Raw genomic sequence first — 25534 nt, forward strand, 5'->3', positions numbered from 1 at the left:
CGATGCCAAGCGCAAGCCTCGGCACATTTCGGCAGAACTACATTCCGGGTCAGCGCAGATGCGACAGCGGCAACGCCCCCTCACGCTTGAGGGCCGTCAGGACGATATTCGAACGCACGCTTTCCACACCGGGCACGCGCATGAGCCGTTTCATCGTGAATTCGGCCAGCGTGGGCAGGTCCGGCACCACCACGCGTACCAGGTAGTCAGCCTCGCCGGCCACGGTGTAGCACTCCTGCACTTCTTCAAGCAGCAGGATTTCCTCCTTGAACCGCTCGATGATCGTGTCGCCATGGTGGGCCAGCTTCACACTGATGAAGACCAGCACCCCCAGCCCCAGCGCCTGTGGCGACAGGTTGACCCGATAGCCGGTGATCACGCCATCGGCTTCCAGCTTCGCGAGCCGCCGCCCGACCTGGCTGGGCGAAAGGTGGACGCGCTCGGCCAGTTGCTGGTGGGTGGAGCGTCCGTCGCTCTGCAGCGCCGTGAGAAGCGCCAGGTCGTAGGGGTCGAGGTCGGTGGGGCTCATTGCGCGCAGGAATTCCGCATGACGAATCGAAGATGTGCGGATTATATGCATCGACATCGCAATAATCACTGCTTTTGCGGCCAGTCCGCGCGCTTGCATGGCTAGACTATGCGTAAAACCCGCATCGGAGACACCCCATGAACCTTTCGGCCGTCACGACCGAAGCCGCAACGGAAGCCAGCTTTGCCGGCACGATGACCGCGAAGCTCCAGGAACAGTTCGACGCCGGCCTGCTGTCCGGCCAGGAACTGCGCGCCGACTTCACCATCGCCCAGCCGGTCCACCGCTATACCGAGACCGACCATGCGATCTGGCGCAAGCTGTACGACCGCCAGGCGTCGATGCTGCAAGGCCGTGTCTGCGACGAGTTCCTGCAGGGTCTGGCCACACTCGGCATGGAACGCGACCGTGTGCCCGAGTTCGATCAGTTGAACGAGATGCTGATGCGCGCCACGGGCTGGCAGGTCGTGGCAGTGCCGGGACTGGTGCCGGATGAAGTGTTCTTCGATCACCTGGCCAATCGCCGCTTTCCGGCAAGCTGGTGGATGCGCAAGCCGGAGCAGCTCGACTACCTGCAGGAGCCGGATTGCTTTCACGACGTGTTCGGCCATGTGCCGCTGCTGATCAACCCGGTGTTCGCGGACTACATGGAAGCCTACGGCAAGGGCGGCCTCAAGGCCGCGCGGCTGGGTGCGCTCGACATGTTGTCGCGCCTGTACTGGTACACCGTGGAATTCGGCCTGATCCAGACGCGGGACGGTCTGCGCATTTTCGGCGCGGGCATTCTGTCGAGCCAGGGCGAATCGATCTACAGCCTCGACTCCGCCAGCCCGAACCGCATCGGTTTCGACCTGCACCGCATCATGCGCACGCGCTATCGCATCGACACGTTCCAGAAGACGTACTTCGTGATCGACGATTTCGAACAACTGTTCGATGCCACGCGTCCGGATTTCACATCGCTGTACGCCGAACTGCGCGCGCTGCCGACGCTGGGCGCCGGTGACATCGCAGAAGGCGATCAAGTGATCCAGGTGGGCAACCGCGAAGGCTGGGCCGATAGCGACGATATCTGAACCGCCGTACCATCGTCTTTTACCCTTTTGATCGAGCCTGCCATGACACCCCTTTCCCAAGAGGCACGCAAGCCTCTGCTCGCTACCCTGCCCGGCTGGACCCCGGTCAAGGACCGCGACGCCATCCAGAAATCGTTCAGCTTCGCGGACTTCAACGCCGCGTTCGGCTTCATGACCCGCGTGGCCCTGCGCGCCGACAAGGTGGATCACCACCCCGAGTGGTTCAACGTGTACAACCGCGTGGACATCACGCTGTCCACCCACGACGCCAACGGCCTGACGCAGCGTGACATCGACCTTGCGCAGTTCATCGAGAAGGCTGCTGCGGGGCTGGTGCGGTAGACGATCTGCAACAATCGCGACTTTCGTAAAGCTGCGATTTTCACCGTTCCCTTGTCTCGATATCGTCGCGCTCCTGATCCGGCGTGTGACGATTCCGTGGATGCAACGTCCACGGTCTGAACTGATTCCTGTATGTCGCGCCGATCCTCTTTCGGAGCGAGTCGGTGCGGGACAACGGGAACGGTCGGAAACATCTTCTACAAAATGCAGGGCGTTTGGCGATAGGTACTCTGCTCGCCCTGCCCCTGCTTGCCATGGCGCAGACTGCGCCTACCCTTCCCCAACGCGACACCCAGGAACAACTGCGGCAGCAGGAGCGCGAACGCGCCCTGCGTGAGCGCGAGGAAGTCTCACCCGACGTCAGACTGGAAGCACCTGCGGTTGCCGCTTCCGAACAAATTCCGGAAAACGAATCGCCCTGCTTCCGGATCGACCGCATCACACTGACAGGTGATGCGGCAGAGCGATTCCACTGGGCTGCGAATGCGGCCAACGCATCGGATGTTTCCGACGATCCCGCCATCGGCCGATGCCTGGGGTCGCAAGGCATCAACGTCGTCATGGCCCGTGTGCAGGACGCCATCGTCCGCAAGGGCTACGTCACCACGCGCGTACTGGCTGCGCCACAGGATCTGAAGACGGGCACGCTGACGCTGACCGTTATCCCCGGCCGCATCCGCGACATCCGCTTCAGCGAGGATTCCAGCATGCGCGCGACGTTGTGGAATGCGATGCCCGCGCATCCGGGTGACATCCTGAACCTGCGCGATATCGAACAGGCGCTGGAGAACTTCAAGCGTGTACCCACGGCCGAGGCCGATATCCAGATCACGCCCGCCGAAGGCCCCGACGCGCAGCCCGGGGAGAGCGATCTCGTCATCCGCTGGCATCAAGGCATGCCGTTCCGCATCAGCGCCACAGTGGACGACTCGGGCAGCAAGCAGACCGGCAAGTACCAGGGCAACGTCACGGTGTCGTTCGATCACTGGTGGACACTGAACGATCTCTTCTACGCGAGCCTGAATCACGACCTGGGCGGCGGCGGTGCAGGCAGCAACGGCACGCGTGGCTACACGGTCCATTATTCGGTTCCCTATGACCGCTGGCTGCTCGGCATCACTGCCAGCGGCAACCAGTATCACCAGACCGTATTCGGCTACAGCCAGAACTATCGCTACAGCGGCGAAAGCCGTAACGCCGATCTCCGCCTGTCTCGGCTGCTGTATCGCGATGCCTCGCGCAAGACCACCGCCTACGCGCGCGGCTGGGCGCGTGGCTCCGGCAACTACATCGACGACACCGAGGTGCGGAACCAGCGCCGCCGCACGGCGGGCTGGGAACTCGGCCTCGCACATCGCGAGTTCCTCGGGCATGCATCGCTCGACACCAACCTCGCCTATCGACGCGGCACCGGCGCGATGGCCTCGCTGCGCGCCCCCGAGGAACGGTTCGATGAAGGCACGTCACGTCCGGAAATCCTGCTTGCCGACGCACAACTGACCGTGCCCTTCGTGCTGGCCGCACAGCGCCTGCGTTACACGGGCGCCGTACGTGGCCAGTGGAACTTCACGCCGCTGGTGCCGCAGGACCGCTTCTCCATCGGCAATCGCTACACGGTGCGCGGCTTCGATGGGGAATCCACGCTGATCGGCGACCGGGGATGGTTCGTGCGCAACGAACTGGCCCTCTCGCTGGCCGGGAGGGGATTCGAACTGTATGCCGGTGCGGACTACGGGCAGGTCAATGGACGCAGCGCGGCGTACCTCGTGGGCACGCAACTGGCCGGTGCCGTGATGGGCATGCGTGGTGGGTATCGCGGCCTCCATGCCGATCTCTTCATCGGCAAGCCCCTCTACAAGCCAACCGGCTTTGTCACCGCCAGCACGACGGCGGGCTTCAACGTGAGCTGGTCGTACTGAACCGCCACGCGCATTCCTTTCTCGGAAATGGGTCAATGAACAAGCGTCTGTACCGCATCGTCTTCGTGCTCGGCCAGGTCTCACTGGTCACCACTGCCACCGCACAGATCGTCGCGGACCCAAACGCACCGGGCCAGCAGCGGCCCACGGTCCTGACCGCGCCCAATCGCACGCCGCTGGTCAACATCCAGACCCCGAGCGCGGCCGGCGTGTCGCGCAACGCGTACAGCCAGTTCGATGTGCAGGAACGGGGCGCCATCCTGAACAACGCCCGCCAGAACGCGCAGACGCAACTGGGCGGATGGGTGCAAGGCAATCCGTGGCTCTCGGGCGGCACGGCGCGCGTGATTCTCAACCAGGTCAACAGCAGCAACCCCAGCCAGTTGCGCGGCTACACGGAAGTGGCCGGTGACCGCGCGCAAATCGTGATCGCCAACCCGGCGGGCATCACGTGCGATGGCTGCGGCTTCCTGAACGCCAATCGTGTGACGATGACCACTGGCACGCCCATCGTCAACGGCGGGAGCCTGGAAGGCTATCGCGTACGTGGAGGCGGCATCGACATCACGGGCCACGGCATGGACGTGAGCCGCGTGAGCTACACCGAACTGCTTGCGCGTGCGGTGCGCGTCAATGCCGGCATCTGGGCAGAGGACTTGAAGGTTGCGACAGGTGCACACGATGCCGATGCCACGTTGGCCTCGATCACACCGGCGAGCGGTTCTGGTTCGGCACCGGCCTACGCACTCGATGTCAGCGCGCTCGGTGGCATGTACGCGGGAAAGATCGCACTGATCGGCACGGAACACGGCGTTGGCATGCGCAATGTCGGGCATATCGGCGCACAGGCGGGCGAACTGTCGGTGACCAGCGATGGCCGGTTGGAGAACACCGGTGTCCTGCAAGCGATGAGCGATGCGCGCATTGCCGCGGTGGCCGTGCGCAATGCCGGCACGATGATGGCCGGCGCCACGCTGGCAGTCACCGTCGGTGAAGCCATCGACAACCGGGGCGGCGCCCTGTACGCGGCCGACAACGTCGAGCTACGTGGCAGCACCGTTGCAAACGGTGACGATGGTTTCGTCGCGTCGTCTCGCGGCAGCATCGACATCGCCACGCAACATGCCGTCGACAACGCAGGCGGCACGCTACAGGCCGCAAAGGGACGACTCGGCATCCCGGCATCGACGCTGCACAACGTGGAAGGTTCGGTGCTCGGCGCGGATATCGATATCGATACGCGCAGTGGAGAACTCGGCAATACCGCTGGCAGGATCGCCGCGCTCGATGGAGTGCTCGATATCCGCAGTGGCGCACTCGACAACAACGCTGGGTTGCTGCAGGCATCCGTGGCACTGCATGTCGATACTTCGGGACAGGGGCTGACCAATGACCTCGACGGCCATATCGGCAGCGCCGGAAGCCTTTCAATCGCGGCTGGCTGTCTCGAGAACGCAGGCACGATCATCGCCGATGGGCGCGCGGACATCGACACCGACTGGATAGGGAACAAGGGCACGGTACAGGCGCATGGACTGGCGTTGCGTACGACTTACATCGACAACCTGCTGGCCGGGGTGATCCAGGGTGGCACGACCACCATCGTGGCGCGCAACACACTCTTCAATGAAGGCCTGATCGATGGCGGCTTCACGCGTGTGGAGTCCGGCTATTTATACAACTCCGGCTCAGCCCGGCTCTACAGTGACCGACTGGCCATCCAGGCGAGACAGCTGTTCAATAACAAGCATGTCGACGACGACAAGGCCAGCACCCCCACCATCGCCGCGCGCGAGCAACTCGATATCGGCGCAGGCGAGATCATCAATCGCGACCAGGGGCTGATCTTCAGCGGGGGCACGCTCAACATCGGCGGCGCGCTCGACGAGGATAGCTACGCCACAGGCCGCGCCGACTACCTCAGCAATACCAGCGCCACGATCGAATCGCTCGGTGACATGTCGCTCGCCACGGAGTCGCTGCGCAACACCGACCACAGTTTCCGTACCGAGCGGGTACAGGTGGGCGATTCCGTCCGCAGACAAACTGTCCAGCCGCAGAACGATCCGAACCAGTACGACCTCGACACGCTGCAATGGGAATCATGGAGCCGTGCAGGCCGCTATCGCGGCAAGGCCGACGCCGACTCCGCCATCGCCGGGCAGCCCATCCAGAACTACACGGACTACGACTTCACCGAAACGCGCTCTGTCGACCGCGTGACACAGAGCACACCGGCCATCATTCGCGCGGGCGGGTCGATCGATATCGATGGCGAGGACCTGCTCAACGCCTACAGTCAGATCATGGCCGGCGGCGCGCTGACTGGGGCGGCGGACAGGATCGAGAACCGCGATGCCGTGGGTTACGAGGTGATTCAGCGCGTTGGCACCAGCCAGTACACATATGGGCGATGGCGCGGCGGCGTGCGGCGCTACACCACTCGCGAGCGAGATCCCAGGATTGCTTACACGCCCGCCGACGAGTATCGCGCGTTCGACCTGGGCCTGGCGGTCATACGTGCAAACCACCAGGGAGAGGACAGCGGCAACGGCATCGAGGGCCGCCGTGCGAATGGCGACACCCGTGTACGCCTTATCGACATCGCCACGACCGGCAGCGACGATCCATCAACAGTCCGCACCATCGACTTCCGCCCCGAGATTCCGTCGGGCAGCCTGTTCCGCCCAGGCAGCGGCACCCACCTGATCGAAACCGATGCGCGATTCACCGACTATCGGCAATGGCTATCATCGGACTCCATGCTCGATCAACTCGGCATCGATCCCGAGATGATCGAGAAACGTCTGGGCGACGGCTTCTACGAACAGCAGCTCGTGCGCGAACAGATCGGGCAGTTGACCGGCCGACGCTTCCTCGACGGATACCGCAGCGACGAAGCGCAATACCGCGCGCTGCTCGCCAATGGCGTCACGGTGGCGCGCGACATGCAATTGCGTCCCGGCGTCGCGCTCACCGCTGCGCAGATTGCACAACTCACGAGCGACATCGTGTGGCTCGTCGAGCAACGCGTCACGCTACCCGATGGCACCACTGCCACCGCACTCGTGCCGCAGGTCTACGTCCGCACGAAACCGGGCGATCTCAGGGGCGACGGCACGCTCATCGCCGCCAACGTGGTCGACCTGTCGCTGCGTGGCGATCTGTCCAATACGGGCACCATCGCCGGGCGCCGCGCCATCCGGCTCGATGCCGCGAACGTGCGCAACCTCGGCGGTCGCATCACGGGCGATGCGGTCAGCGTGCGGGCGCGTGAGGATATCGAGAACACGGGCGGGACGATCGATGCAGGCTCTGCGCTGCGGGTTGTGGCTGCGCGTGACCTGCGGCTGGCCTCCACCACTCGCAGCAGCGAGACACAGTCGGGCCAGAGCACGTTCAGCCGTACCAACGTGGATCGTGTGGCGGGTCTCTACGTCAGCAAGCCAGGTGCCACGCTCACGGCGCTGGCGGGCCGAGACATGGTGCTCGACGGTGCACAGATCTCGAACACGGGCAAGGCAGGCAAGACCGTCATCGCAGCAGGCCGCGACCTGACGCTTGGCACCGTTCGCGTTGGCGTGCAGGAAGACAACGTGCGCAACGCGGGCAACGCCCTGCGTCAAGGCAGCACGCAGGAGATCGGCACATCGATCCGCACGAACGGCGACGTCACCCTCTCGGCGGAACGCGACCTCCGCGCGCGCGCCGCGCAGGTGACGAGCGATGCGGGCGCGCTGCTGGCGGTGGCGGGTCGCAACACCACGCTCACGGCTGGCGAGAACACCAGCAACTGGAGCGAAGACCGCGATCAACAGCGCAGCGGTCTGCTCGGATCGTCTCGCACCACCACGCGCGACAGCCTGCGCGAGACAACGTCGCTGGCCACCACGTTCAGCGGCAGCACCGTCGAGCTTCATGCGGGTCAGAACATCGACATCACAGGCAGCAATGTCGTCTCCGATCTCGGCACCAGGGTCGTGGCCAGGGGCACGCTCTCGATCGAGGCAGCGCAGAACACCACCACCGAGAGCCACTTCAAGGAAACGAAGAAGAGCGGCTTCCTCTACAGCGGCGGCACGGCGTTCACCATCGGCACACAGCAGCAGAGCAACGACGCACGCAACACCCGGACTTCGGCAGCGGCGTCCACCATTGGCGCGACCCAAGGCGATGTCACGCTGATTGCCGGCGACGCCTATCGGCAGACAGGCAGCCATGTGGTGGCGCCCAAGGGCGACATCGGCATCTTCGCCAGGAAAGGCGAGATCGTGGAGGCGCGCGAGGCGAGCCAGAGCACCGAGGAAAGCCGCTTCCGGCAATCGGGGCTGACCGTGGCGGTGACTGCCCCTGCCATCGCGCTCATCGAAACCGCGCAGCAGATGAAGCGCGCGGCCGGCAATACCTCGGACACCCGCATGCAGGCACTGGCCGGCGCCACGACCGCACTGGCAGCGAAGAATGCGGCCGATGCCGTGATGGCCGATCCGAGCAGCGGTGGCGGTGTTGGGCTCTCGATCACGGTGGGCAGCAGCCAGAACCAGAGCCGCACCACCAATCGGGCGGATGTGGCAGCGCGCTCGACCGTCGCGGCAGGCGGCAACGTGCGCATCATGGCGACGGGCAACGGCCAGGATTCGGAACTGACGATTCGCGGCGCAGAGGTACGCGCGGGAGAGGACCTCCATTTGAAGGCCGAGGGCAAGGTGCACTTGCTGGGCGCAGAAAACGTATCGGACATGCGCCGGCAGAGCAAGAGTTCCAACGTCGGCATGGGGGTCGGGCTTCAGGCAGGCCAGGGCGGCACATCGTTCGGCGTGACGGCCAGCGCGAGTGGCTCGCGCGGCAAGGGCGAAGGCACTGATCGCACGTGGACCCATTCGCGGGTCGATGCCGGCCAGACACTCAAGATCGAATCGGGCGGCGATACGGAGCTGAATGGTGCCGTGGCCCGCGGCCGGATGATCGATGCGGACATCGGCGGCCATCTCCAGATCGGCAGCCTGCAGGACATCCACGACTACAAGAGCAAGGACCAGAGCGCGGGTGGCAGCGTCACGGTGGGTGGCGGCCTCTCCGGCAGCGCGAACATCGGGCAGCAGAAGATCGACAGCCGCTATGCCAGCGTGACCGAGCAATCGGGCCTGAAGGCGGGCGACGGCGGCTTCGACATCCGCGTGAAGGGCAACACATCGCTCGACGGCGGCGTGATCACCTCGACGCGCAAGGCAGCGGAAGAAAAATTAAACCGCCTCGACACCCGCACGCTGACCACCAGCGACATCGACAACAAGGCGAGCTACACGGCCAGCAGCGTCAGCATCGGCGGCGGGTTCGCGTCGAAGGGGAGCAGCAAGCAAACGGGCGGCGACGATGGGAGCACTGCGGGGAGCACTGCAGGCGGCGTCGACACAGTCGGCACGAACCAGCAGGGGCAAGCCGCCACGGGCGGCGACAAGGTGCCGGGCAGCAACCTGCCATCGATGGGCGGATTCAGCGCCGCACCACCCGTGGCCATCGGCGCCAAAGGCAAGTCGAGCAGTACCACGCGCAGCGGCATCAGCGACGCCGCCATCACCATTCGCGATACCGAGGCGCAGCAGGCGCTGACAGGCAAATCGGCTGACGACACGCTGGCCGAACTGAACCGCGATGTCTCCAGCGAAGTCGACGGCAGCAACGCGCTCAAGCCAATCTTCAACGAGAAGGAGATCAAAGCCGGCTTCGAGATCGTCGGCGCTTTGCAGCGGGAGACGGGGGCGTTTTTGAATAATCGGGCGAAAGAAGCCGACGCCATCAAGCGCGCCCGCGACAACGAGACCGACCCCGCGCGCCGCGCCGATCTGGACGAGCAATACCAGGACGCCGCCAAGTGGGGCCCCGGTGGCACATATCGACGCATCACCACGGCACTCACCGCTGCCGCAGGCGGCAACGTCACCGGATCAACCACACAGTTCGTGCAGGGCGCAGCGGTCGGCTATCTGCAAGGACTCGGCGCCACCGGCGTAAAGCAGATCGCTGCCGGCATTGGCGATGGCACCCCAGGTGCGGAAACTGCCCGCACCGCCCTGCACGCCATCGTCGGCTGCGCAGGCGCCGCAGCCGCCACCCAGTCTTGCGGCACAGGCGCGATGGGCGCAGCCACCAGTTCAGTCGTTGGCACCCTGATGGGCCCCGCTGATGGTCTGACGAACGAACAGAAGCAAGCCCGGCTCGACGCAGTGCGCAACCTCGTGGCCGGTATCGCCAGCGTCGGCGGCACGGACGCCGGCACAGCCACCAATGCGGCAACGATTGAAGGCGAGAACAACCAGTTCGCGCCACGACCGAACCCAGGCGGCGGCGGTCGCGGGGTCGGAGGTGGAAAACCTGGACAACCGCTCGATCCGTTCAAAACCCCCGCCCTGCCGGCTGATCCAGGCGAAGCCACGGTGATGGAGTCACCCGACGAATCGGGCGACAACGGCGCCAGGGTGCTCGTTCAGCCGGTTTTGGATCTGGTGGGCGACGCGCTGGAGGGGGTCAAGAACCCGATCTATATTCCGCTACAGGTGGTGGAGGGGTTGGGGGCGATATTTAGTGAAGGTTCGGAGAAAAAAGCCCGCAACAAGCCACCAGGCAAGCTGCCAGAAGCCGAAGGGCTGCCTCACTCCATTATTGAAAAGCCCGGCTCAGAGGGTCAATATACAACTCACTATGGCGACGGACGCTGGAAACAATATCGGGGTTCCGGTAAGAGCCACGGCGAAATAGACAGGCCGAACGTGAAGGAAGCAGGTTTCAATACGGCACCAGGAGGCGAAAAATTTGTTGATAAGGGTCGCGTCAGAGAGGCATTGTTGGACGAAATCCCAAAAGGAGGGGATCGTGCAGAACCATAGATGGACGTACGAAGATTATGTTAAAGCAAATCCCGATAAAAAATTCTCGCGATTTGATTATCTGCACGCAATAAGCACACAACTTGATTTTCAGCATGAACTGTATCTAACATTCGCCGAGCTTTTTCACCCAAAATTCTTAGTGATTGACAACGAGATCTTTGTAGAGGAATTATTCTCTCAAGAAGAGTACGATAAATATCGCGAGCAAGGGCGAACGACGGCATCAATACAGCCGTGGATGAATCTTATTGAAATTACTGCCCTATTTAATTTTATTGAGCCAGATGCCGCCAGAAAAATTGCTGATCTGATATGCGAATCATGGAATTGCAAGATCAAAACGGAATTCGGATTCGATGCCGCCTCTGCACAAATCAAGATAGAAGATGATTTTGACGAAATTTACGTGACGATTGGAAAATTCAAAAATGATCTAACGTATGAGTAATAGTCAGAACTTGGATAGATACCTTACTGAACTGACCGCGCCATCGAGCATAAGGCTAAATATTTCGGAAGTTCAGAGATTACTCTCCTTCTTAAAAAAAAATGGAAGCCCAAACCTCAGTACAATTAGGCATAGGGGATGGACGGTAGCCACGCTGGATGACAAAGCACTTTTTGACGACGATGCGAAGAACATCGGCAGAGCATTCGCGGCAGGTGGGGCGACCGAGTTTCTTGTGACGCGGGTAGATGAATTGATCGCGGCCACAGACGTCGTGGCAGCTTACGCCTTCCCTTCAACGCTGGAAGGTGTGGAGCAATTCCAGAGCGGTCCATGGCTCGAACTGAATCTGGAAGATTGCATCCTTTTTTCAACCCATATTGCTGGCTTTGTTTTTCGCCCGGGAGAGGTGGATACAACTTATGCTGTTGGGCCGGAGCTCTTTGTGCTCCGCGTCAGTGCTGCGCCCGGATGGAAACATCATGACTACTTATAAAGCACACATTCATCGTGACCTGCCGGCCCGCCGATGCGAGTTTTATGATCTCACCGAACGGATCGAAATCTGGAAATCCGAATCTCATTCAGAATGAAATGGTGTTCTTTGCCGTATCAAAAGCAGCGGTATCCAAATTATTGCACATCAGCCTGGCCCACACCCACCACCCATGGGTGAGCGGCGGCGTGCTGGAGCAGCATGAAACTGATGAACTTCGGGCAAGCGGGATATCTGTCTCGGTTTTCAACCACAAGGTGGACCCCGACAACGTCGACACAATGACTCACGCACTCGATGTCATCCGCGAACATCATCCTTCCGAGGTGATTTGGTCCGAGATCCGGTAACGTTTTCTGCCACCGGTCCATACGCCCAATTCATCACTCACCTCCCCCCGTCAGCCAACTGAAAGGCAACGCCCAAAACTGTCGGTACAATTCGTGACATTGTTACAACCGCTCAAAGTCACGGTCTGCCATGCGTATCCTGCTGATCGAAGATGATCGTCAAATCGCCAGCGGCGTGGAGGCTGGCCTGTCGCGGGCTGGGCACCAGGTTCGCGTGGTGCATGACGGCGTCTATGCCACTGATCATCTGCTCAAGGAGCAGCATGACCTCGTTATCCTGGATCTGGGCCTGCCCGGTATCGATGGGATGACGCTTCTTGCGCGCTATCGGGCGCGCAACCGCACCACGCCGGTGATCATTCTCACCGCGCGGGACGAGCTCGAAGACAAGCTCTCCGGCCTCAATGCCGGTGCGGACGACTATCTGGTGAAGCCTTTCGCGCTGCCCGAGCTGGAAGCGCGCGTGCGCGTGCTGCTGCGTCGCAGCCAGCATGGCGAGGCGGCGCCGGAGCGCGATGTGCGTCTGGGTCGACTGCGGCTGTCGGGTAATGATCGACGGATGTTCGTCGATGGCCGCCCGCTGGAGTTGTCGCCGCGCGAGTTCGCGGTGCTGGAGTTGCTGCTGCAGCGCCAGGGTCGTGTGGTGAGCAAGGCGCAGTTGCAGGATCACCTCGCCACGTTCGCGCACCCTGCCGGTGAAGGCGGCGATACGGTTGGCGATACGGCGATCGAGGTCTACGTGCACCGGGTTCGCAAGAAGCTGGAAGATGCGGACGTGGAAATCGTCACCGTGCGCGGCTTTGGTTATCTGCTGCAGATCCGTGCCGGACACTGAGCCCTGCCCTGCAGAGCGCTCGCCCGCGCACCCTTCGACGTCCTGAATCGCCATGTGGCCGCGTTCGCAATCCTCCTCCGCTCAGCCAGGCGAACCCACCGCGCGGGTGAAGAACCGGCGCGGCAGCACGATGCTCCGCACGTCGAACCAGAGTCTGCGGATTCACCTGCTGCGCGCGCTGGCCACGCCGCTGTTCGCACTGGTGCTGACCAGCGGATCGCTGTCGTACTGGCTGGCCGCTCACTACACCACGCAGGTTTTTGACCGCGCCTTGTATGGCGTGGCCAACAACATCGCGCAGCAGATCCGCATTGCCGGCCCGCGGCTGGAACAGGACATTCCAACGATTGCGCAGACACTGGTCGAAGCCGAAGGCTCGGATCGCATCTACTGGCGCATCCATGGCCCGGACGGCCTGATCGGTGGCATGGACACCTGGCTCGGCTATGGCACGGGCCAGACGTCGCTGCACGACGCGCGACTGTTCTATGCGTGGTTCAGCGGCAAACAGGTGCGTGCGGTGCGGCTGCCAGTGAGCCTGCCGAGCGCGGCCAACGATGAACTGGGTACGACGGCGGAGCCGCAACTGCCGCGCGGGCCCATCGTCGTGGAAGTGGCGGAGTTGCTGGATCGGCGGGAAACGGCGGCCAACGAGATCCTGCTGTCGGTGTCGGTGCCGCTGATCCTGTTGTTGCTGGTGGGTAGCCTGATCCTGTCGCACGTGCTCAAGGAAGAGCTGGTGCCGCTGCAGATCCTGACCGACAAGCTGAATCGCCAGACGGCCAGGTCGATGGCCCCGCTCGACGAGACCCAGGTGCCGGCCGAGGTGGAGCCGCTGATCCGGGGCCTCAATGCGCTGCTGTCGCGACTGCGCGATGCGCTCGATGCGCAGCGCAAGTTCATCGCCGATGCCGCGCACCAGTTGCGCACGCCGCTGACCGCCGTGAAGCTTCATGCCGACCGGGCGATGGAAGCCGATACGCTGGAGGTGGCCCGCCAGGCGTTGCGTGAAGTACAGACCGCATCGGACCGGGCCGTGCGCTTGTCGAATCAGTTGCTGTCGCTGGCACGTGCCGAACCGGGCCTGTCTCTGGAGCGGCTCGGGCCCGTCGAACATTTCGACCTGGCGGAGCTGGCGTTCGAAGTGGGGGCGGAATGGGTGCCGCAGGCACTGGCGCGGCGCGTGGATCTCGGCTTCGAAGTCCTGCCCGGCCCAACGTTCACGGGCAGCGCGCCAGCCGTGGTGCGCGGCAATCGGCTGCTGATGCGCGAAGCGCTATCGAATCTCGTGGATAACGCCGTGAAGTACGTGCCGGCTGGCGGCCGCATCACCGTGCGCGCCGGTGGCGAGACGATGGGGCATCGCGGCATGGCCGTGGTGATGGTGGAGGACAACGGTCCCGGCATCGCACCCGCGCGCCGCGAGGAAGTGTTCAAGCGCTTCTTCCGCGGCGATCACACGCCGGGTACGCAACCGGCGCAAGCGGCACCGAGTGGCGCCGGCCTGGGCCTGGCCATCGTCAACGAGATCGTGTTGCTGCATCAGGGCACGATCCGTATCGAGGACGCTCCCGCGCCTCAGCCCACCGCATCGGCAAGTTTTGCCCCCGCTATCGCAGGCGCCGAGGATGGTGCGGCGCCCGAGATCCAGGAGCGCCGTGCGTCGATGCGCTTCGTGATCCGGATTCCGTGCGAAGCGCCGGGCACGGCGCAGGGCTGATTCCCGCTTACTTCTTGTCCTTCGGGGCCAGCATGGTGTGGCGGCACTTCGGGCTGCCGCAACGGCACTCGTATTCCTTCTTCAGCTTCTTGGTATAGCGCGCGTCAATCACCAGACCGTAGTCATAGAACAGCTCTTCACCTGCGGCGATATCGCGCAGCGCGTGGATAAAGACCTGTCCCTTCTTCTCGCGCGCCTCGCAGTTCGGTTCGCAGGCGTGGTTGATCCAGCGCGCCCGGTTGCCGCCGTACTTGGCGTCGATCACGTTGCCGTCTTCCAGACTGAAATAGAACGTGTGATTGGGATCGGTCGGATCGTGCGGATGGCGGTTGAGCGCCTCCTTCCACGAGATGTGCTCGCCCTTGTACTCGATCACCCGCTCGCCCTCGCCAATGGCGCCAATCGCGTATACGCCCTTGCCATGCACGCCAGACTGTCGCACTTCGATGCGATCGCTGGCGGTTTTCTTCTTGCCTGCCTTCTTCTCTTTGGCGTCCTTGGGCTTGTCCGACATGTGCTGAGGTTCCTGGGGGTGGGGAAATGGGCCGCCGGTCCAGTCCGGCGCGAACCGGATGATACCTGCGCGCCATGCGCAGGTATACGCTCGCCCGACGTATACCGATGTGGATAACCGCGCCATTTTCTGTGGATAAGCGCGCGTGTTTCGTGTGGGCTGCCTGGGGTTGGCCTGGGGAAGGTATACGAACAAGTCAGCACGTATACGTGACCCCCTTCCATCGAACGGATGAGTCATCCACGGCGGCCAACATTTCCTCCCTACGGTTTCGGTATACGTAAACGCTTGATCCGATTCACGTATACGTACTTATCCACAGAAACGGGCGGTGCTTATCTATCACTACTATTTGTATACATGAAAGAAAGATGTAAACCGTACGGTTGAGATACGAAGGAGGGGCGTATACGGCGGCCCTCTGGAATTTCCCTCTTTTTTTGCTGCGATGAAAAAATGAGCAGTCAGAACGCTGCCAGCAGGGGGGCGATGAATCTGCAGGTCCGGTATACCGCGTATACCGGCGTGACTTGACCACTGTAAGTCCCGATGTGCCTTCCGCGGTCCTCAGAAGCTCTTGGAGGCGTTTTGCCGACGTATACGTCCCCGAGCCGCTCTTGGCGCCCAAAACGCCGTATACGCCTTCTGAGCGCCTCTGACGCATTAGATGACGTATACGCAGGGGTATACGTCGCGGCGGCGAGCTGCGAAACGGCTGCTCGAAAGACCCCCGGCCAGTACTCCAAATCCCCGCGAACCGTGTCCTGAGGCGGGTTGGCGGCGACTCTCCGTAACAAACCTTTCCCGGTGCGGCGTGTCCGACACGGTATGATGTGGCCCGCGGCGTCTTTGCCAGGGCGGCTTTCCCGAGGAAAGTCCCAGGGCCGGACGTCAGTTTTTCCAACTCGATACGGAGTGAAGCATGACGAAAACCGAACTGATCGACGCAATCGCAGCTGGCGTGGACGGTCTGACCAAGGCCAAGGCCGAGCAAGCCCTGAACGTGACGCTGGGCGCCATCATGGACGCCGTTGCCAAGGGTGACACCCTGAGCCTGATCGGCTTTGGCACGTTCAGCAAGGGCGAGCGCGGCGAGCGCATGGCCCGCAACCCGCGCACCGGCGAAGAAATCAAGGTCGAAGCTGCGAAGACCGTGAAGTTCAAGGCAGGCCAGAAGTTCAAGGACGCCGTGAATCAGTAGTGCCGACGGGCACGTTGCTGGCCCGGTCCGCATGACCCCGCCGTGCCGCCGCCGGAGCCCTTCAGCGGCACAGGCGCGCAGCGCGCGGGGACGTTATCCACAAAGCATTCCCCTCGGATTCACGTGCAGAATTGCACAGTTGGCAGCACCGTTACGGACGCTGTCTGCATGAGTCAGAAATCCCCGTTCGCGCTTGTCTGAACAAGGCTTTGCGCGAAATCAGGAATCCCGGGTCGGCATGACCGCCCTGCTTGTCGATGCGCAATTCTCCACAGCGTTATGCACAACGCTTTCCACACAAGGTTCCACAGCGTTCTCCACAGGCCGTGAAGCGCGCCTGGCGAACTGTTGCGAGCGTTCTGGCCGTCGCCCTGGTCTGCGGTTGCACCACGGCGCCACCGCGCACCGCGCGTCCGCAGGCGGTGCCATTGCCTGACTATGAGCGGGTGAGTACGCCATCCGGCGCGACGCCGCGCGAACGCATCGTCGATATCGCGCTGCAGGAGTGGCGCAAATGGGGCAGCCAGGTCGTACACATCGCACGTGACGATACGGCTTGCGTGACGCATAGCCCGCTGCCCGCCCCGAACCTCACAGCCGCCGCAGAGACGGGTGCGCCGAATTCCCGGAATGGTGCCGCTTCCGGTGCGTCGGCGGATGTCGATGCCGAAGAGCATGGCGATAACGCCAGTTGCCTGCGCTTTCCCGATGGCACGGGCATGGAAGCCACGCCGCAAGGGTGCCGCATGGCGCAACGCTATTGGGGCATCGTGGGCGAGGCGCCCGACTGCCGGCAGGTCACGCAAGGTGCGTGGGCGTGGTCGGCGGTGTTCATTTCCTGGGTCATGCGTCGCGCGGGACTCGACAATGATCAGTTCCTGACCGGCCAGTCGCATTCGATGTACGTGGTGGACGCGCGCGACGGCATCCTGCCGCGTCCGGCCTTCCACGTCGAACCGCTGCCGGCGCTACCCCGCCCCGGCGACATGATCTGCGCCGGCCGGGGACGCGACAAATACATCGACGATCCCGCCGATATCGGTTTTGGCACGACACCCATGCATTGCGATATCGTGGTCGAGGTCGATCGCGCGGCGAAGGTGGTCAAGGCGATCGGCGGCAATGTCCAGCAGTCGGTATCGATGGACGTGATCGACCTGAACGACGCTGGCCAGCTCGACGGCTTCACGAACTCGCACCTGCCGTGGCTGCTGATCCTGCGTAACGACCTGCAGTAAGGCGCGAGCAACGGGCAGCGACCTGATTCGATACCGGTAGTCGCTTCACACCATCGCCCCGCTGCATTGACGCAAATGTGGGTGGCGCGGAACACTGCGCGTTCGGTTTTTCGCCTTTCGCCTGCATGTCCACGCCTTCGCTTTCCAATCCGCTGGTCTCCCCCACCCTCGCCCGCCGACTCCTTGCCGAAGCACTGGGGACGGCCCTGCTTGTTGCCATCGTCGTTGGGTCGGGCATCCGCGCCGAACAACTGGCGGCCGGCAACACGGCCCTCGCCCTGCTGTGCAATGCCTTGGCCACCGGCGCAGGACTCGTCGCGTTGCTGATATCGCTCGGGCCGGTCTCGGGTGGGCACTTCAACCCGGCCGTCACGTTGGCACATCTATTGTCCAGACGGATTTCAATGACCACCGCATCGGGGTATATATTCGTCCAATTGATAGGTGCGATGGCGGGAGTGGTTGCTGCGCATGCAATGTTCGGCCTGCCCTGGATATCGATGTCGATGCAGGTGCGTACCGGTGCGCCGATGTGGTGGAGCGAATCCCTGGCCACGTTTGGCCTGATCGGGCTTGGGATTGCCACCGGTCGTCATCGACCTGCCATGCTGCCATTTGTCGTGGGCGGCTACATCATGGCGGGATACTGGTTCACCTCATCCACCTCGTTCGCCAACCCCGCCCTGACTATCGCCTGTGCCTTCACCGATATTTTTACTGGTATTCGTTTTATGGATGTGATGGCTTTTATTTTTGCTCAGATATTTGGTGCGACGAATGCAGCGGCGTTATTTGATTGGTTGAGTGGATATCAGTCACCTAGGAATCCCATCCAATCATCCATCATGGAGCGGGGATCACAAGCCCCGCTTACCAGCGTCGATTGAGCTGGACGCCAAAGATCGAGCCGCTGGCCTGAGTGGCCCAGGCGTCAGCCGGCGCGGCGAAGGTGATGCCGTCCACATCGTTGGCGCGGCTATACGTGTAGAAGGCCCGCAGATTTGCGTTGCCGGTGGCCTTGCCGAGCGTCAGCGTCGGTGCCACGGTGAACGCCGTACGCTGGCCGCCCACCCCAAACCCGGACGAAATCTGGTCGTGCGCCACCTCGAAGGTCAGCTTGAACTGGTCACTGGCCACAAAGGCCGGACGCACCCGCGTGGCAGCCCATTGCAGGGTGCCCATATGGGAGCGGTCCAGTTGCAGGCTCGATTCCACCGATCCGGCCAGGCCGGATTTGCCCTTCCACTCCATGGATTCCGCTACGCGTACCCGCGAGAGGTCCGTCCCCATGCCGGTGTATCCGGTCATGGCGGTGCGGGAACCCTGCCCGTACTGCACGCCCAGCCGATTGGTGCCGAACAGCACGCCTTTTTGCTCGTGCATGGCGGAAGCCCACCAGGCGCTGCCGGTATCGGCGATTTCCTGCAGGGGTTCTACACGCGTGAAGCCAAGTTGGACAGAACCCTGGTCATTGGTGCCGATCGGGGACGTCCGCACGGTGTGATAGCTGGGCAGCTTGGCGCCATTTAGATCGTTACGCGCGGTGTATTGATAACTCAGCCCGTAATTGCCCACTTTGGCGTTGTCGATGCCGAACCGCATGGACGATGAGTTCGGCGGCAACAGGCCCGACGACATCAGGAAGGCGTTGCTGTCCCGGCGCCCGGCCCAGACGCTGGCCTCGTTAAGAACCGAGATGCCGGACAAGCCGCTGACCGAGGTGTAGAAGTTAGGCAGCAGCGCGTAGGGATCCACGGCAGCGGCCGTGCCGTTGACCGAGGTGGTGTTGGTCCCCTTGGCCTGCGCCACGAGCTGCACCTGCGTGCCGCCGCCCATGTCCACGAGCGATTCGCGGATCTTCACTTCCCCCGAACTGGTACAGGCCAGGCCCTGGCCGAAGCCAGCCGAGGGTGTACCACCGCCGGGGCAGGCTCGTTGGGTACCAGCGCGGTCTTCCACCGCCGCGCGTCCGCTATAGCCGAGTCGCCACACGGAGTCGCCCGCCGGGTCATCGGCAGGTAACTGGGAGCGGAGAACTGGCGGAGCATCGGATGGCGTTTCTGAAGTGGAAGATTCGCCACCCTCCTGCGCAGCCACGGGTGCCTGGCGCGGTGCGGCGGCCAAGGCGGGAAACTCGCCCAACCGGTTCGGAAACAGCACCAAAGGTGGCGGCGGCGGCGGCGGCGCCAGCGCATCGGGCGGCCCGACGAAGTCGGGATTGACATCTGCAACGGTGGTCTCGGCAGGCGGCGCGGCTTCCGTGGCGGTGGATTCCGTATTTGACGCAGCCTGAATCAGCGCCGCCAGCGGATCGGCCGCCGCCGGTGCAGCAGGCGCTGCGGATGTCGTCGCAGCCACGGGTACGGCACCCGCAGCCACTGCGGAGTTGGGCTGCGCCGTACCGCGTTCCGCGATCATCGGCGGCGGAGCCAGACTGGTGCTGGCCGATGTGTTTCCCGTCAGGCTCCCCGATTGCGCACATGCCGTCATCCCCCACGCGGCCAGCACGGCAAATGCCAGGCGACGGCGGGCGAAATATCGGAACGGAGGCGAAACGGATGGCGGCATGGATACAACGGAACCGAACAGAACCGGCAGAGCCAGCACCGATGGAAGCTTGGGGAGTGAGGGCTCTGGTTTTAACAGTCGGACTTTTTGACCGCAAGCCGGGTTACAAAATCCATCAATCGTGCCGAAAAGCGTGCGAAATCCCACATCGCGAAACCTTTTTGAAACCTTTTCAGCCGTCGACCGGCTGCCTTCCAGGCACCGTTTTCGAGCATGCGGGAAAACCGTTGCAGAACTGCTACCGACTAGCGAAAACCCCCATCCTGCCGGCACTCCGTGCCCAAAACGCCACAGCTATAATCGTCCGACCTGTCTTCCAGGCCACGCCTTGGGGTCAAGGCAGTCTGCATACATATCAATATAAAAGAGGAGATATTCATGGAACGCCGTTCCTTCCTGTTGAAAGCATCGGCTGTCGCCGCCACTGGCGCGCTCGCCGCCTGCGGCAAGGAAGACAAGCCCGCCGCCCCCGCCGCCTCGGCCAGCGCGCCGGCGGCCCCGGCCGTGGTGGGTAGCAACCCGGCGGTGGAATGGCGCCTGGCGTCGAGCTTCCCGAAGTCGCTGGACACCATCTATGGCGGCGCCGAACTGCTGAGCCAACGGGTGAAGGAACTGACCGACGGCAAGTTCAACATCAAGGTGTTTGCCGCCGGTGAAATCGTGCCGGGCTTGCAGGTGCTGGATGCGGTGCAGAACCAGACCGTGCAGATTGGCCACACGGCCGGCTACTACTATTTCGGCAAGAACCCGACGCTGTGCTTCGACACGACGATCCCGTTTGGCCTGACCGCGCGCCAGCAGAACGCATGGATGATGCAAGGCAACGGCATGAAGCTGATGCGCGAGTTCTTCAAGGAATACAACGTCGTCAACTTCATGGGCGGCAACACCTGCGCCCAGATGGGCGGCTGGTTCCGCAAGGAAATCAAGACCGTGGCGGACCTGCAGGGCCTGAAGTACCGCGTGGCCGGGTTTGCCGGCGTGGTGCTGGCGCGCCTGGGCGTGGTGCCGCAGCAGATTGCCGGTGGCGACATCTACCCGGCGCTGGAAAAAGGCACCATCGACGCGGCCGAATGGGTGGGTCCGTACGATGACGAGAAGCTCGGCTTCTACAAGGTGGCACCGTACTACTACTACCCGGGCTGGTGGGAAGGCAGCGCGCAGCTGTCGTTCTACGCTTCGCAACCGGAGTTCGACAAGCTGCCGCCGCTGTACAAGCGCGCACTGGAAACGGCCACGATCGAGGCGCACACGAACATGATGGCGAAGTACGACACCGTGAACCCGCAGGCGCTGGCCCGTCTGCTGGAAAATGGTGTGAAGCTGCGTCCGTTCTCGAAGGAGATCATGGAGGCATGCTTCAAGGCCACGCAGGAAGCGTACGCCGACGAAAGCGCCAAGAACCCGTCGTTCAAGAAGATCTTCGAAGACTGGCGCGTGTTCCGCAACAACGAAGCCGCCTGGTTCAACGTGGCCGAGCAGTCGTTCTCGCAGTTCAGCTTCACGCGCAAGCTGTAACCCGTTTCGGACGATGCAGCGAAACCCGGCTCCGGCCGGGTTTTTTTCATGGCGCACAGCATGGGGGCAGGTTCATACGCAACCGGGCCACCGCGGGTAGAATCCGCCGCACCACAGGATATCTCCCATGCAACTCGGCATTCTCTACGCCTTGCTGGCGTACATCATCTGGGGCCTGCTGCCCCTCTATATCAAATCGCTGCACGGCGTGGCGCCCCTCGAAATCCTGCTGCACCGGATGGTCTGGTCGCTGGTGTTCCTCGGCGCGATCCTGTTGTGGCGCCGTCACTTCGGCTGGCTGCGCGAGGTGGCGGCCAACCCAAAGCTGATCCTCAACTTCGCGGCCAGTGCGGGACTGCTCTGTTGCAACTGGTTCCTCTATATCTGGGCGGTGTCCGCGGATCGTGTGGTGGATGCCAGCCTCGGCTACTTCATCAATCCGCTGGTCAGCGTGCTGCTGGGTGTGTTGCTGCTGCACGAACGCCTGCGCTGGGGTCAGTGGCTGGCTATTGCCGTCGCCGGGGCCGGAGTGCTGTGGCTCACGTGGTCGGCGGGACATTTGCCGTGGATCGCGCTCGGCCTGGCGGCATCGTTCGGCGGCTACGGCCTGCTGCGCAAGACGGGTGCGCTGGGTGCGCTCGAAGGCTTGTCGCTGGAGACGCTGCTGTTATTTCCGGTGGCCGCCGTCGCGCTGGGTTCTCTTTTCATCACCGGGCACGACACCACGCGTGCAGCCACGCCGCTCACGCAGATGCTGTTGCTGCTGGCCGGGCCGGTGACGGCGGTGCCCTTGCTATTCTTCGCTGCGGGCGCCCGCCGGATTCCGCTCTCGATGCTCGGCATCCTGCAATACGCGGGACCGACGATCCAGCTCGCGCTGGGTATCTGGCTGTGGCACGAGCCCTTCCCGCAGATGAAGCAGATCGGCTATGCCCTGATCTGGATCTCGCTGGCGATCTACGCTGTGGAAGGATTGGTCGTCAGTCGCTGGAAATCGCGAGAGGCGATTGATACGAAAAATAAAGCTCATAAAATTTAGCCATTAAAATTCGTGCGATAGATATAAAGATGGGCGTGTGATCGCCGTTTCCTTAAATTGGCGACCACACTATACTGTACATCCATACAGTAATCCAACGTCTCCTCTGACTCATGGCCTCCGTACCCCGGCGAATTGCTCATCTCGACATGGATGCGTTCTACGCATCGGTCGAACTGCTGCGGTACCCGGATCTGCGCGGCCAGGCCGTGGTGATCGGTGGGGGTCGCAACGCGATACCGGAGACGTTGCCGGATGGCAGCCGCCGCTACGCGCGGCTGCGCGACTACGTGGGGCGCGGCGTCGTCACCACATCCACCTACGAGGCGCGGGCGCTGGGCGTGTTTTCGGCGATGGGCATGATGAAGGCGGCCAAGCTCGCGCCCGACGCCATCCTGCTGCCGACCGACTTCGACGCTTACCGCCGCTACTCGGGACTGTTCAAGGCCGCTGTACGAACATTCACGGAACAAATAGAGGATCGCGGGATCGATGAGATATATATCGATCTTACGAATATTGAGGGTGAGGCCAGGCAGGTGGCTGCGGATATCAAGGCTGCGGTGAACGATGCCACCGGCCTGACCTGCTCGATCTGCGTGGCGCCGAACAAGCTGCTGGCCAAGATCGGTTCGGAACTCGACAAGCCCAACGGCCTGACCATTCTGACGCCTGCCGATATTCCGCTGCGGATCTGGCCGCTGCCGGCCCGCAAGGTCAATGGGATTGGTCCGAAGGCGGCGGAGAAGCTGGCGGCCATTGGCATCGAGACCGTGGCGCAGCTGGCCGAGGCGGATCTGGCGCTGCTGCAGACCCATTTCGGACGCAACTATGCGGCGTGGCTCGTGGAAGTGGCCCATGGCCGCGACGAGCGCCAGGTGGTGGTCAGTTCCGAGCCCAAATCCATGAGCCGCGAGACCACCTTCGAGCGTGACCTTCATCCGCGCGGGGACCGTCCCGTGCTATCCGAGCAGTTCACGAAGCTGTGCATGCGGGTGGGCGAAGATCTGCGGCGCAAGGGCTACGTGGGGCGCACCGTCGGCATCAAGCTGCGCTTCGACGATTTCCATACGGTCACACGCGATCTGACGATGACCGCGCACACCGCCGATGGTGGCGACATCCGGCGCGGCGCCACGGAATGCCTGAAGCGCATTCCGCTGGAACGCCGCATCCGGCTGCTTGGCGTGCGCGTGAGTGCCTTGATGCCAGCCGCCGAGCAGGGCGACAACCCCGCGCCGGTACAGGAGGCATTCCGGTTCGACGAGGACGGTTCCGAAGACTCACAAGTCGACGCACACGACGAAAGACAGGAGGAGGACGACCGCGCCGAGCCACCGGCCTAAGCCCTCCGCCCTGCACGCCTATCTATCTCCCGGTAGAATCGGCGGCTTCCCCCGGTACGCCGAAACAGGTGCGGGGAGTTCTCCACAAGCCGCCCCATGACCTCCACCACCGCACAACGCGCGGCCGCGCCCGCTGCATGGATCACGCCGCTGCTGGCCGTGGCCTGCGGCATGATCGTCGCGAATCTCTACTATGCCCAGCCGCTGGTGGGGCCGATTGCGCAGGCGCTTCACCTCTCGCCGGAGGTGGCGGGCCTGATCGTGACGCTGATCCAGATTGGCTACTGCGTAGGCCTGCTGCTGCTGGTGCCACTCGGCGATATCGTCGAGAACCGCAAGCTCGTGCTGACGCTGGTAGCCGGGTGCGCGGTGGCGCTACTGGCTGCATCGCTGTCCACCCATGCTGGCGTGTTCCTGGTGGCGGGATGCGCGATCGGACTGTGCTCCGTGGCCGTGCAGGTGCTGGTGCCATTTGCCGCACACCTCGCGCCCGAACACATGCGCGGCCGGGCCGTCGGCAATGTCACCAGCGGCCTGCTGATGGGGATCATGCTGGCGCGCCCGGTGGCGGGCCTGGTCTCGGACGCATTCGGCTGGCACGCCATCTTCGCGGCATCGGCCGTTGCCATGGTGCTGCTCGCCGTGGTGCTGGCGCGCAAGCTGCCGCAGCGCCGCCCCGCGCCAGGCGTTCACTACATCGCGCTGCTCGGTTCGATGATTCACCTGCTGCGCACCGAGCCGGTGCTGCGTCGCCGTGCGGCGTACCAGGCCAGCATGTTCGGCGTGTTCAGCCTGTTCTGGACCACCACGCCGCTGTACCTGGCCGGGCCGGCCTTCCGGATGTCGCAGACCGGTATTGCGATCTTTGCGCTGGTGGGCGTGGCGGGTGCCGTCGCCGCACCGATGGCAGGCCGCTATGCGGATCGCGGTCACAGCCGCCAGATGACCGCGCTCGCCCTGGCGCTGGGGGCGGGATCGTTCCTGCTGAGCCGACTCGGCGTGGAAGGATCGACGCTCTCGTTGTTGTCGCTCACGGCTGCGGCCATCCTGCTGGACTTCGCCGTCTCCACGAATCTGGTGATCGGCCAACGCGCCATCTTTGCATTGTCCGAGGCGCACCGCAGCCGCCTCAATGGTCTCTACATGGCGATCTTCTTCGTGGGCGGCGCCATCGGGTCATCGGTAGGCGCGTGGGCATTTGCGCGGGCCGGCTGGCCGCTGGCAAGCTGGATCGGGTTTGCGCTGCCCGCGCTCGCCCTGCTCTACTTCCGCACAGAACGTCGTTGATCCCGTAGACCGGTCTGCCGCGCGACGCCGGGCGTCGCGCGGCACCTGCCGTCCTTCCTCCCCTTCCCCCCTTCTCCTTCTCCTTCTCCTTCTCCTTCTCCTTCTCCTTGCGCCACCGCAATTCCCTGCGATAGCCGCCGCCAGGCGCCTGCACTACACTGTGCCGGTTGCGCCGCAGGACACGCCTGCGCGCCAGCATTGCCGCACGCTGCATTTCTCAT

General features: G+C 63.1%; 19 protein-coding genes. 16 read left to right on the top strand and 3 right to left on the bottom strand.

What is annotated here, in order from left to right:
• Positions 1–49 precede the first annotated feature (49 nt).
• Entirely contained in the window at positions 50–529 is a 480-nt protein-coding gene (locus GA566_RS15630) for an Lrp/AsnC family transcriptional regulator (RefSeq protein ID WP_137926209.1), read from the bottom strand.
• A gap of 137 nt (positions 530–666) precedes the next feature.
• Here GA566_RS15630 and phhA point away from each other — a divergent pair, with 137 nt between their 5' ends.
• The 9 genes from phhA to GA566_RS15675 all read left to right on the top strand — a co-directional run bounded on the left by phhA (position 667) and on the right by GA566_RS15675 (position 14602).
• Positions 667–1605, top strand: coding sequence for a phenylalanine 4-monooxygenase (gene phhA, locus GA566_RS15635; RefSeq protein WP_160473151.1), 939 nt, complete (start codon positions 667–669; stop codon positions 1603–1605).
• Between the two features lie 42 nt (positions 1606–1647).
• Positions 1648–1947 (top strand): 4a-hydroxytetrahydrobiopterin dehydratase, encoded by a 300-nt coding sequence (locus GA566_RS15640; RefSeq protein ID WP_137926207.1) that lies wholly within the window; start codon positions 1648–1650, stop codon positions 1945–1947.
• 254 nt (positions 1948–2201) lie between these two features.
• Positions 2202–3866 (top strand): ShlB/FhaC/HecB family hemolysin secretion/activation protein, encoded by a 1665-nt coding sequence (locus tag GA566_RS15645; protein ID WP_160473324.1) that lies wholly within the window; start codon positions 2202–2204, stop codon positions 3864–3866.
• Between the two features lie 35 nt (positions 3867–3901).
• On the top strand, positions 3902–10750 hold the full coding sequence (locus GA566_RS15650) for a hemagglutinin repeat-containing protein (protein ID WP_160473152.1): 6849 nt from the start codon (positions 3902–3904) through the stop codon (positions 10748–10750).
• The gene (locus tag GA566_RS15655) at positions 10737–11201 is read left to right on the top strand and encodes a hypothetical protein (RefSeq protein WP_160473153.1); all 465 of its coding nucleotides are present in this window, start codon (positions 10737–10739) and stop codon (positions 11199–11201) included. The genes GA566_RS15650 and GA566_RS15655 overlap by 14 nt, the downstream gene beginning before the upstream one ends.
• The gene (locus tag GA566_RS15660) at positions 11194–11697 is read left to right on the top strand and encodes a cryptochrome/photolyase family protein (protein ID WP_160473154.1); all 504 of its coding nucleotides are present in this window, start codon (positions 11194–11196) and stop codon (positions 11695–11697) included. Before GA566_RS15655 ends, GA566_RS15660 begins: the two co-directional genes overlap by 8 nt.
• A 44-nt stretch (positions 11698–11741) precedes the next feature.
• Positions 11742–12047, top strand: coding sequence for a hypothetical protein (locus GA566_RS15665; RefSeq protein WP_160473155.1), 306 nt, complete (start codon positions 11742–11744; stop codon positions 12045–12047).
• A gap of 130 nt (positions 12048–12177) precedes the next feature.
• The gene (locus GA566_RS15670) at positions 12178–12882 is read left to right on the top strand and encodes a response regulator transcription factor (RefSeq protein ID WP_137926040.1); all 705 of its coding nucleotides are present in this window, start codon (positions 12178–12180) and stop codon (positions 12880–12882) included.
• Between the two features lie 52 nt (positions 12883–12934).
• Positions 12935–14602, top strand: a complete 1668-nt coding sequence (locus GA566_RS15675; RefSeq protein ID WP_160473156.1) for a sensor histidine kinase — start codon at positions 12935–12937, stop codon at positions 14600–14602.
• 7 nt (positions 14603–14609) lie between these two features.
• On the opposite strand, the gene GA566_RS15680 is transcribed toward GA566_RS15675, so the two are convergent.
• A complete protein-coding gene (locus GA566_RS15680) occupies positions 14610–15116 on the bottom strand; it encodes an SET domain-containing protein (RefSeq protein WP_137926038.1) in 507 nt (168 codons plus the stop codon).
• Positions 15117–16038: 922 nt separating this feature from the next.
• On the opposite strand from GA566_RS15680, the gene GA566_RS15685 reads away from it, so the two are divergent.
• From GA566_RS15685 to GA566_RS15695, 3 genes are all read left to right on the top strand, one after another.
• Entirely contained in the window at positions 16039–16317 is a 279-nt protein-coding gene (locus GA566_RS15685; RefSeq protein ID WP_019451897.1) for an HU family DNA-binding protein, read from the top strand.
• Between the two features lie 257 nt (positions 16318–16574).
• Complete coding sequence (locus tag GA566_RS15690; protein ID WP_160473157.1) at positions 16575–17555, top strand: DUF2272 domain-containing protein; 981 nt, start codon at positions 16575–16577, stop codon at positions 17553–17555.
• A gap of 125 nt (positions 17556–17680) precedes the next feature.
• On the top strand, positions 17681–18442 hold the full coding sequence (locus GA566_RS15695; protein WP_160473158.1) for an MIP/aquaporin family protein: 762 nt from the start codon (positions 17681–17683) through the stop codon (positions 18440–18442).
• Here the strand turns inward: GA566_RS15695 and GA566_RS15700 are convergent.
• Positions 18426–20123, bottom strand: coding sequence for a carbohydrate porin (locus GA566_RS15700; protein WP_160473159.1), 1698 nt, complete (start codon positions 20121–20123; stop codon positions 18426–18428). The two genes, GA566_RS15695 and GA566_RS15700, sit on opposite strands and share 17 nt — an antisense overlap.
• A gap of 378 nt (positions 20124–20501) precedes the next feature.
• Here GA566_RS15700 and GA566_RS15705 point away from each other — a divergent pair, with 378 nt between their 5' ends.
• From GA566_RS15705 to GA566_RS15720, 4 genes are all read left to right on the top strand, one after another.
• Positions 20502–21641 (top strand): TRAP transporter substrate-binding protein, encoded by a 1140-nt coding sequence (locus tag GA566_RS15705; protein WP_137926034.1) that lies wholly within the window; start codon positions 20502–20504, stop codon positions 21639–21641.
• Between the two features lie 127 nt (positions 21642–21768).
• A complete protein-coding gene (gene rarD / locus GA566_RS15710; protein ID WP_160473160.1) occupies positions 21769–22680 on the top strand; it encodes an EamA family transporter RarD in 912 nt (303 codons plus the stop codon).
• Between the two features lie 113 nt (positions 22681–22793).
• Positions 22794–24026 (top strand): DNA polymerase IV, encoded by a 1233-nt coding sequence (dinB, locus tag GA566_RS15715; RefSeq protein ID WP_237380213.1) that lies wholly within the window; start codon positions 22794–22796, stop codon positions 24024–24026.
• 96 nt (positions 24027–24122) lie between these two features.
• Entirely contained in the window at positions 24123–25313 is a 1191-nt protein-coding gene (locus GA566_RS15720; protein ID WP_137926032.1) for an MFS transporter, read from the top strand.
• Positions 25314–25534 lie beyond the last annotated feature (221 nt).

Source organism: Cupriavidus sp. SW-Y-13, assembly GCF_009793345.1.
In the GTDB taxonomy this organism is placed as follows: Bacteria; Pseudomonadota; Gammaproteobacteria; order Burkholderiales; family Burkholderiaceae; genus Cupriavidus.

What these genes read in the sequence shown, in the direction of transcription:
- phhA (WP_160473151.1), top strand. Translation starts at nt 667, where the DNA reads ATGAACCTTTCGGCCGTCACGACCGAAGCCGCAACGGAAGCCAGCTTT.
- GA566_RS15645 (WP_160473324.1), top strand. Translation starts at nt 2,202, where the DNA reads ATGGCGCAGACTGCGCCTACCCTTCCCCAACGCGACACCCAGGAACAA.
- GA566_RS15670 (WP_137926040.1), top strand. Translation starts at nt 12,178, where the DNA reads ATGCGTATCCTGCTGATCGAAGATGATCGTCAAATCGCCAGCGGCGTG.
- GA566_RS15640 (WP_137926207.1), top strand. Translation starts at nt 1,648, where the DNA reads ATGACACCCCTTTCCCAAGAGGCACGCAAGCCTCTGCTCGCTACCCTG.
- GA566_RS15665 (WP_160473155.1), top strand. Translation starts at nt 11,742, where the DNA reads ATGATCTCACCGAACGGATCGAAATCTGGAAATCCGAATCTCATTCAG.
- GA566_RS15705 (WP_137926034.1), top strand. Translation starts at nt 20,502, where the DNA reads ATGGAACGCCGTTCCTTCCTGTTGAAAGCATCGGCTGTCGCCGCCACT.
- GA566_RS15720 (WP_137926032.1), top strand. Translation starts at nt 24,123, where the DNA reads ATGACCTCCACCACCGCACAACGCGCGGCCGCGCCCGCTGCATGGATC.
- GA566_RS15650 (WP_160473152.1), top strand. Translation starts at nt 3,902, where the DNA reads ATGAACAAGCGTCTGTACCGCATCGTCTTCGTGCTCGGCCAGGTCTCA.
- GA566_RS15675 (WP_160473156.1), top strand. Translation starts at nt 12,935, where the DNA reads ATGTGGCCGCGTTCGCAATCCTCCTCCGCTCAGCCAGGCGAACCCACC.
- GA566_RS15680 (WP_137926038.1), bottom strand. Translation starts at nt 15,116, where the DNA reads ATGTCGGACAAGCCCAAGGACGCCAAAGAGAAGAAGGCAGGCAAGAAG.
- GA566_RS15695 (WP_160473158.1), top strand. Translation starts at nt 17,681, where the DNA reads ATGTCCACGCCTTCGCTTTCCAATCCGCTGGTCTCCCCCACCCTCGCC.
- rarD (WP_160473160.1), top strand. Translation starts at nt 21,769, where the DNA reads ATGCAACTCGGCATTCTCTACGCCTTGCTGGCGTACATCATCTGGGGC.
- GA566_RS15700 (WP_160473159.1), bottom strand. Translation starts at nt 20,123, where the DNA reads ATGCCGCCATCCGTTTCGCCTCCGTTCCGATATTTCGCCCGCCGTCGC.
- dinB (WP_237380213.1), top strand. Translation starts at nt 22,794, where the DNA reads ATGGCCTCCGTACCCCGGCGAATTGCTCATCTCGACATGGATGCGTTC.
- GA566_RS15660 (WP_160473154.1), top strand. Translation starts at nt 11,194, where the DNA reads ATGAGTAATAGTCAGAACTTGGATAGATACCTTACTGAACTGACCGCG.
- GA566_RS15630 (WP_137926209.1), bottom strand. Translation starts at nt 529, where the DNA reads ATGAGCCCCACCGACCTCGACCCCTACGACCTGGCGCTTCTCACGGCG.
- GA566_RS15685 (WP_019451897.1), top strand. Translation starts at nt 16,039, where the DNA reads ATGACGAAAACCGAACTGATCGACGCAATCGCAGCTGGCGTGGACGGT.
- GA566_RS15690 (WP_160473157.1), top strand. Translation starts at nt 16,575, where the DNA reads ATGCGCAATTCTCCACAGCGTTATGCACAACGCTTTCCACACAAGGTT.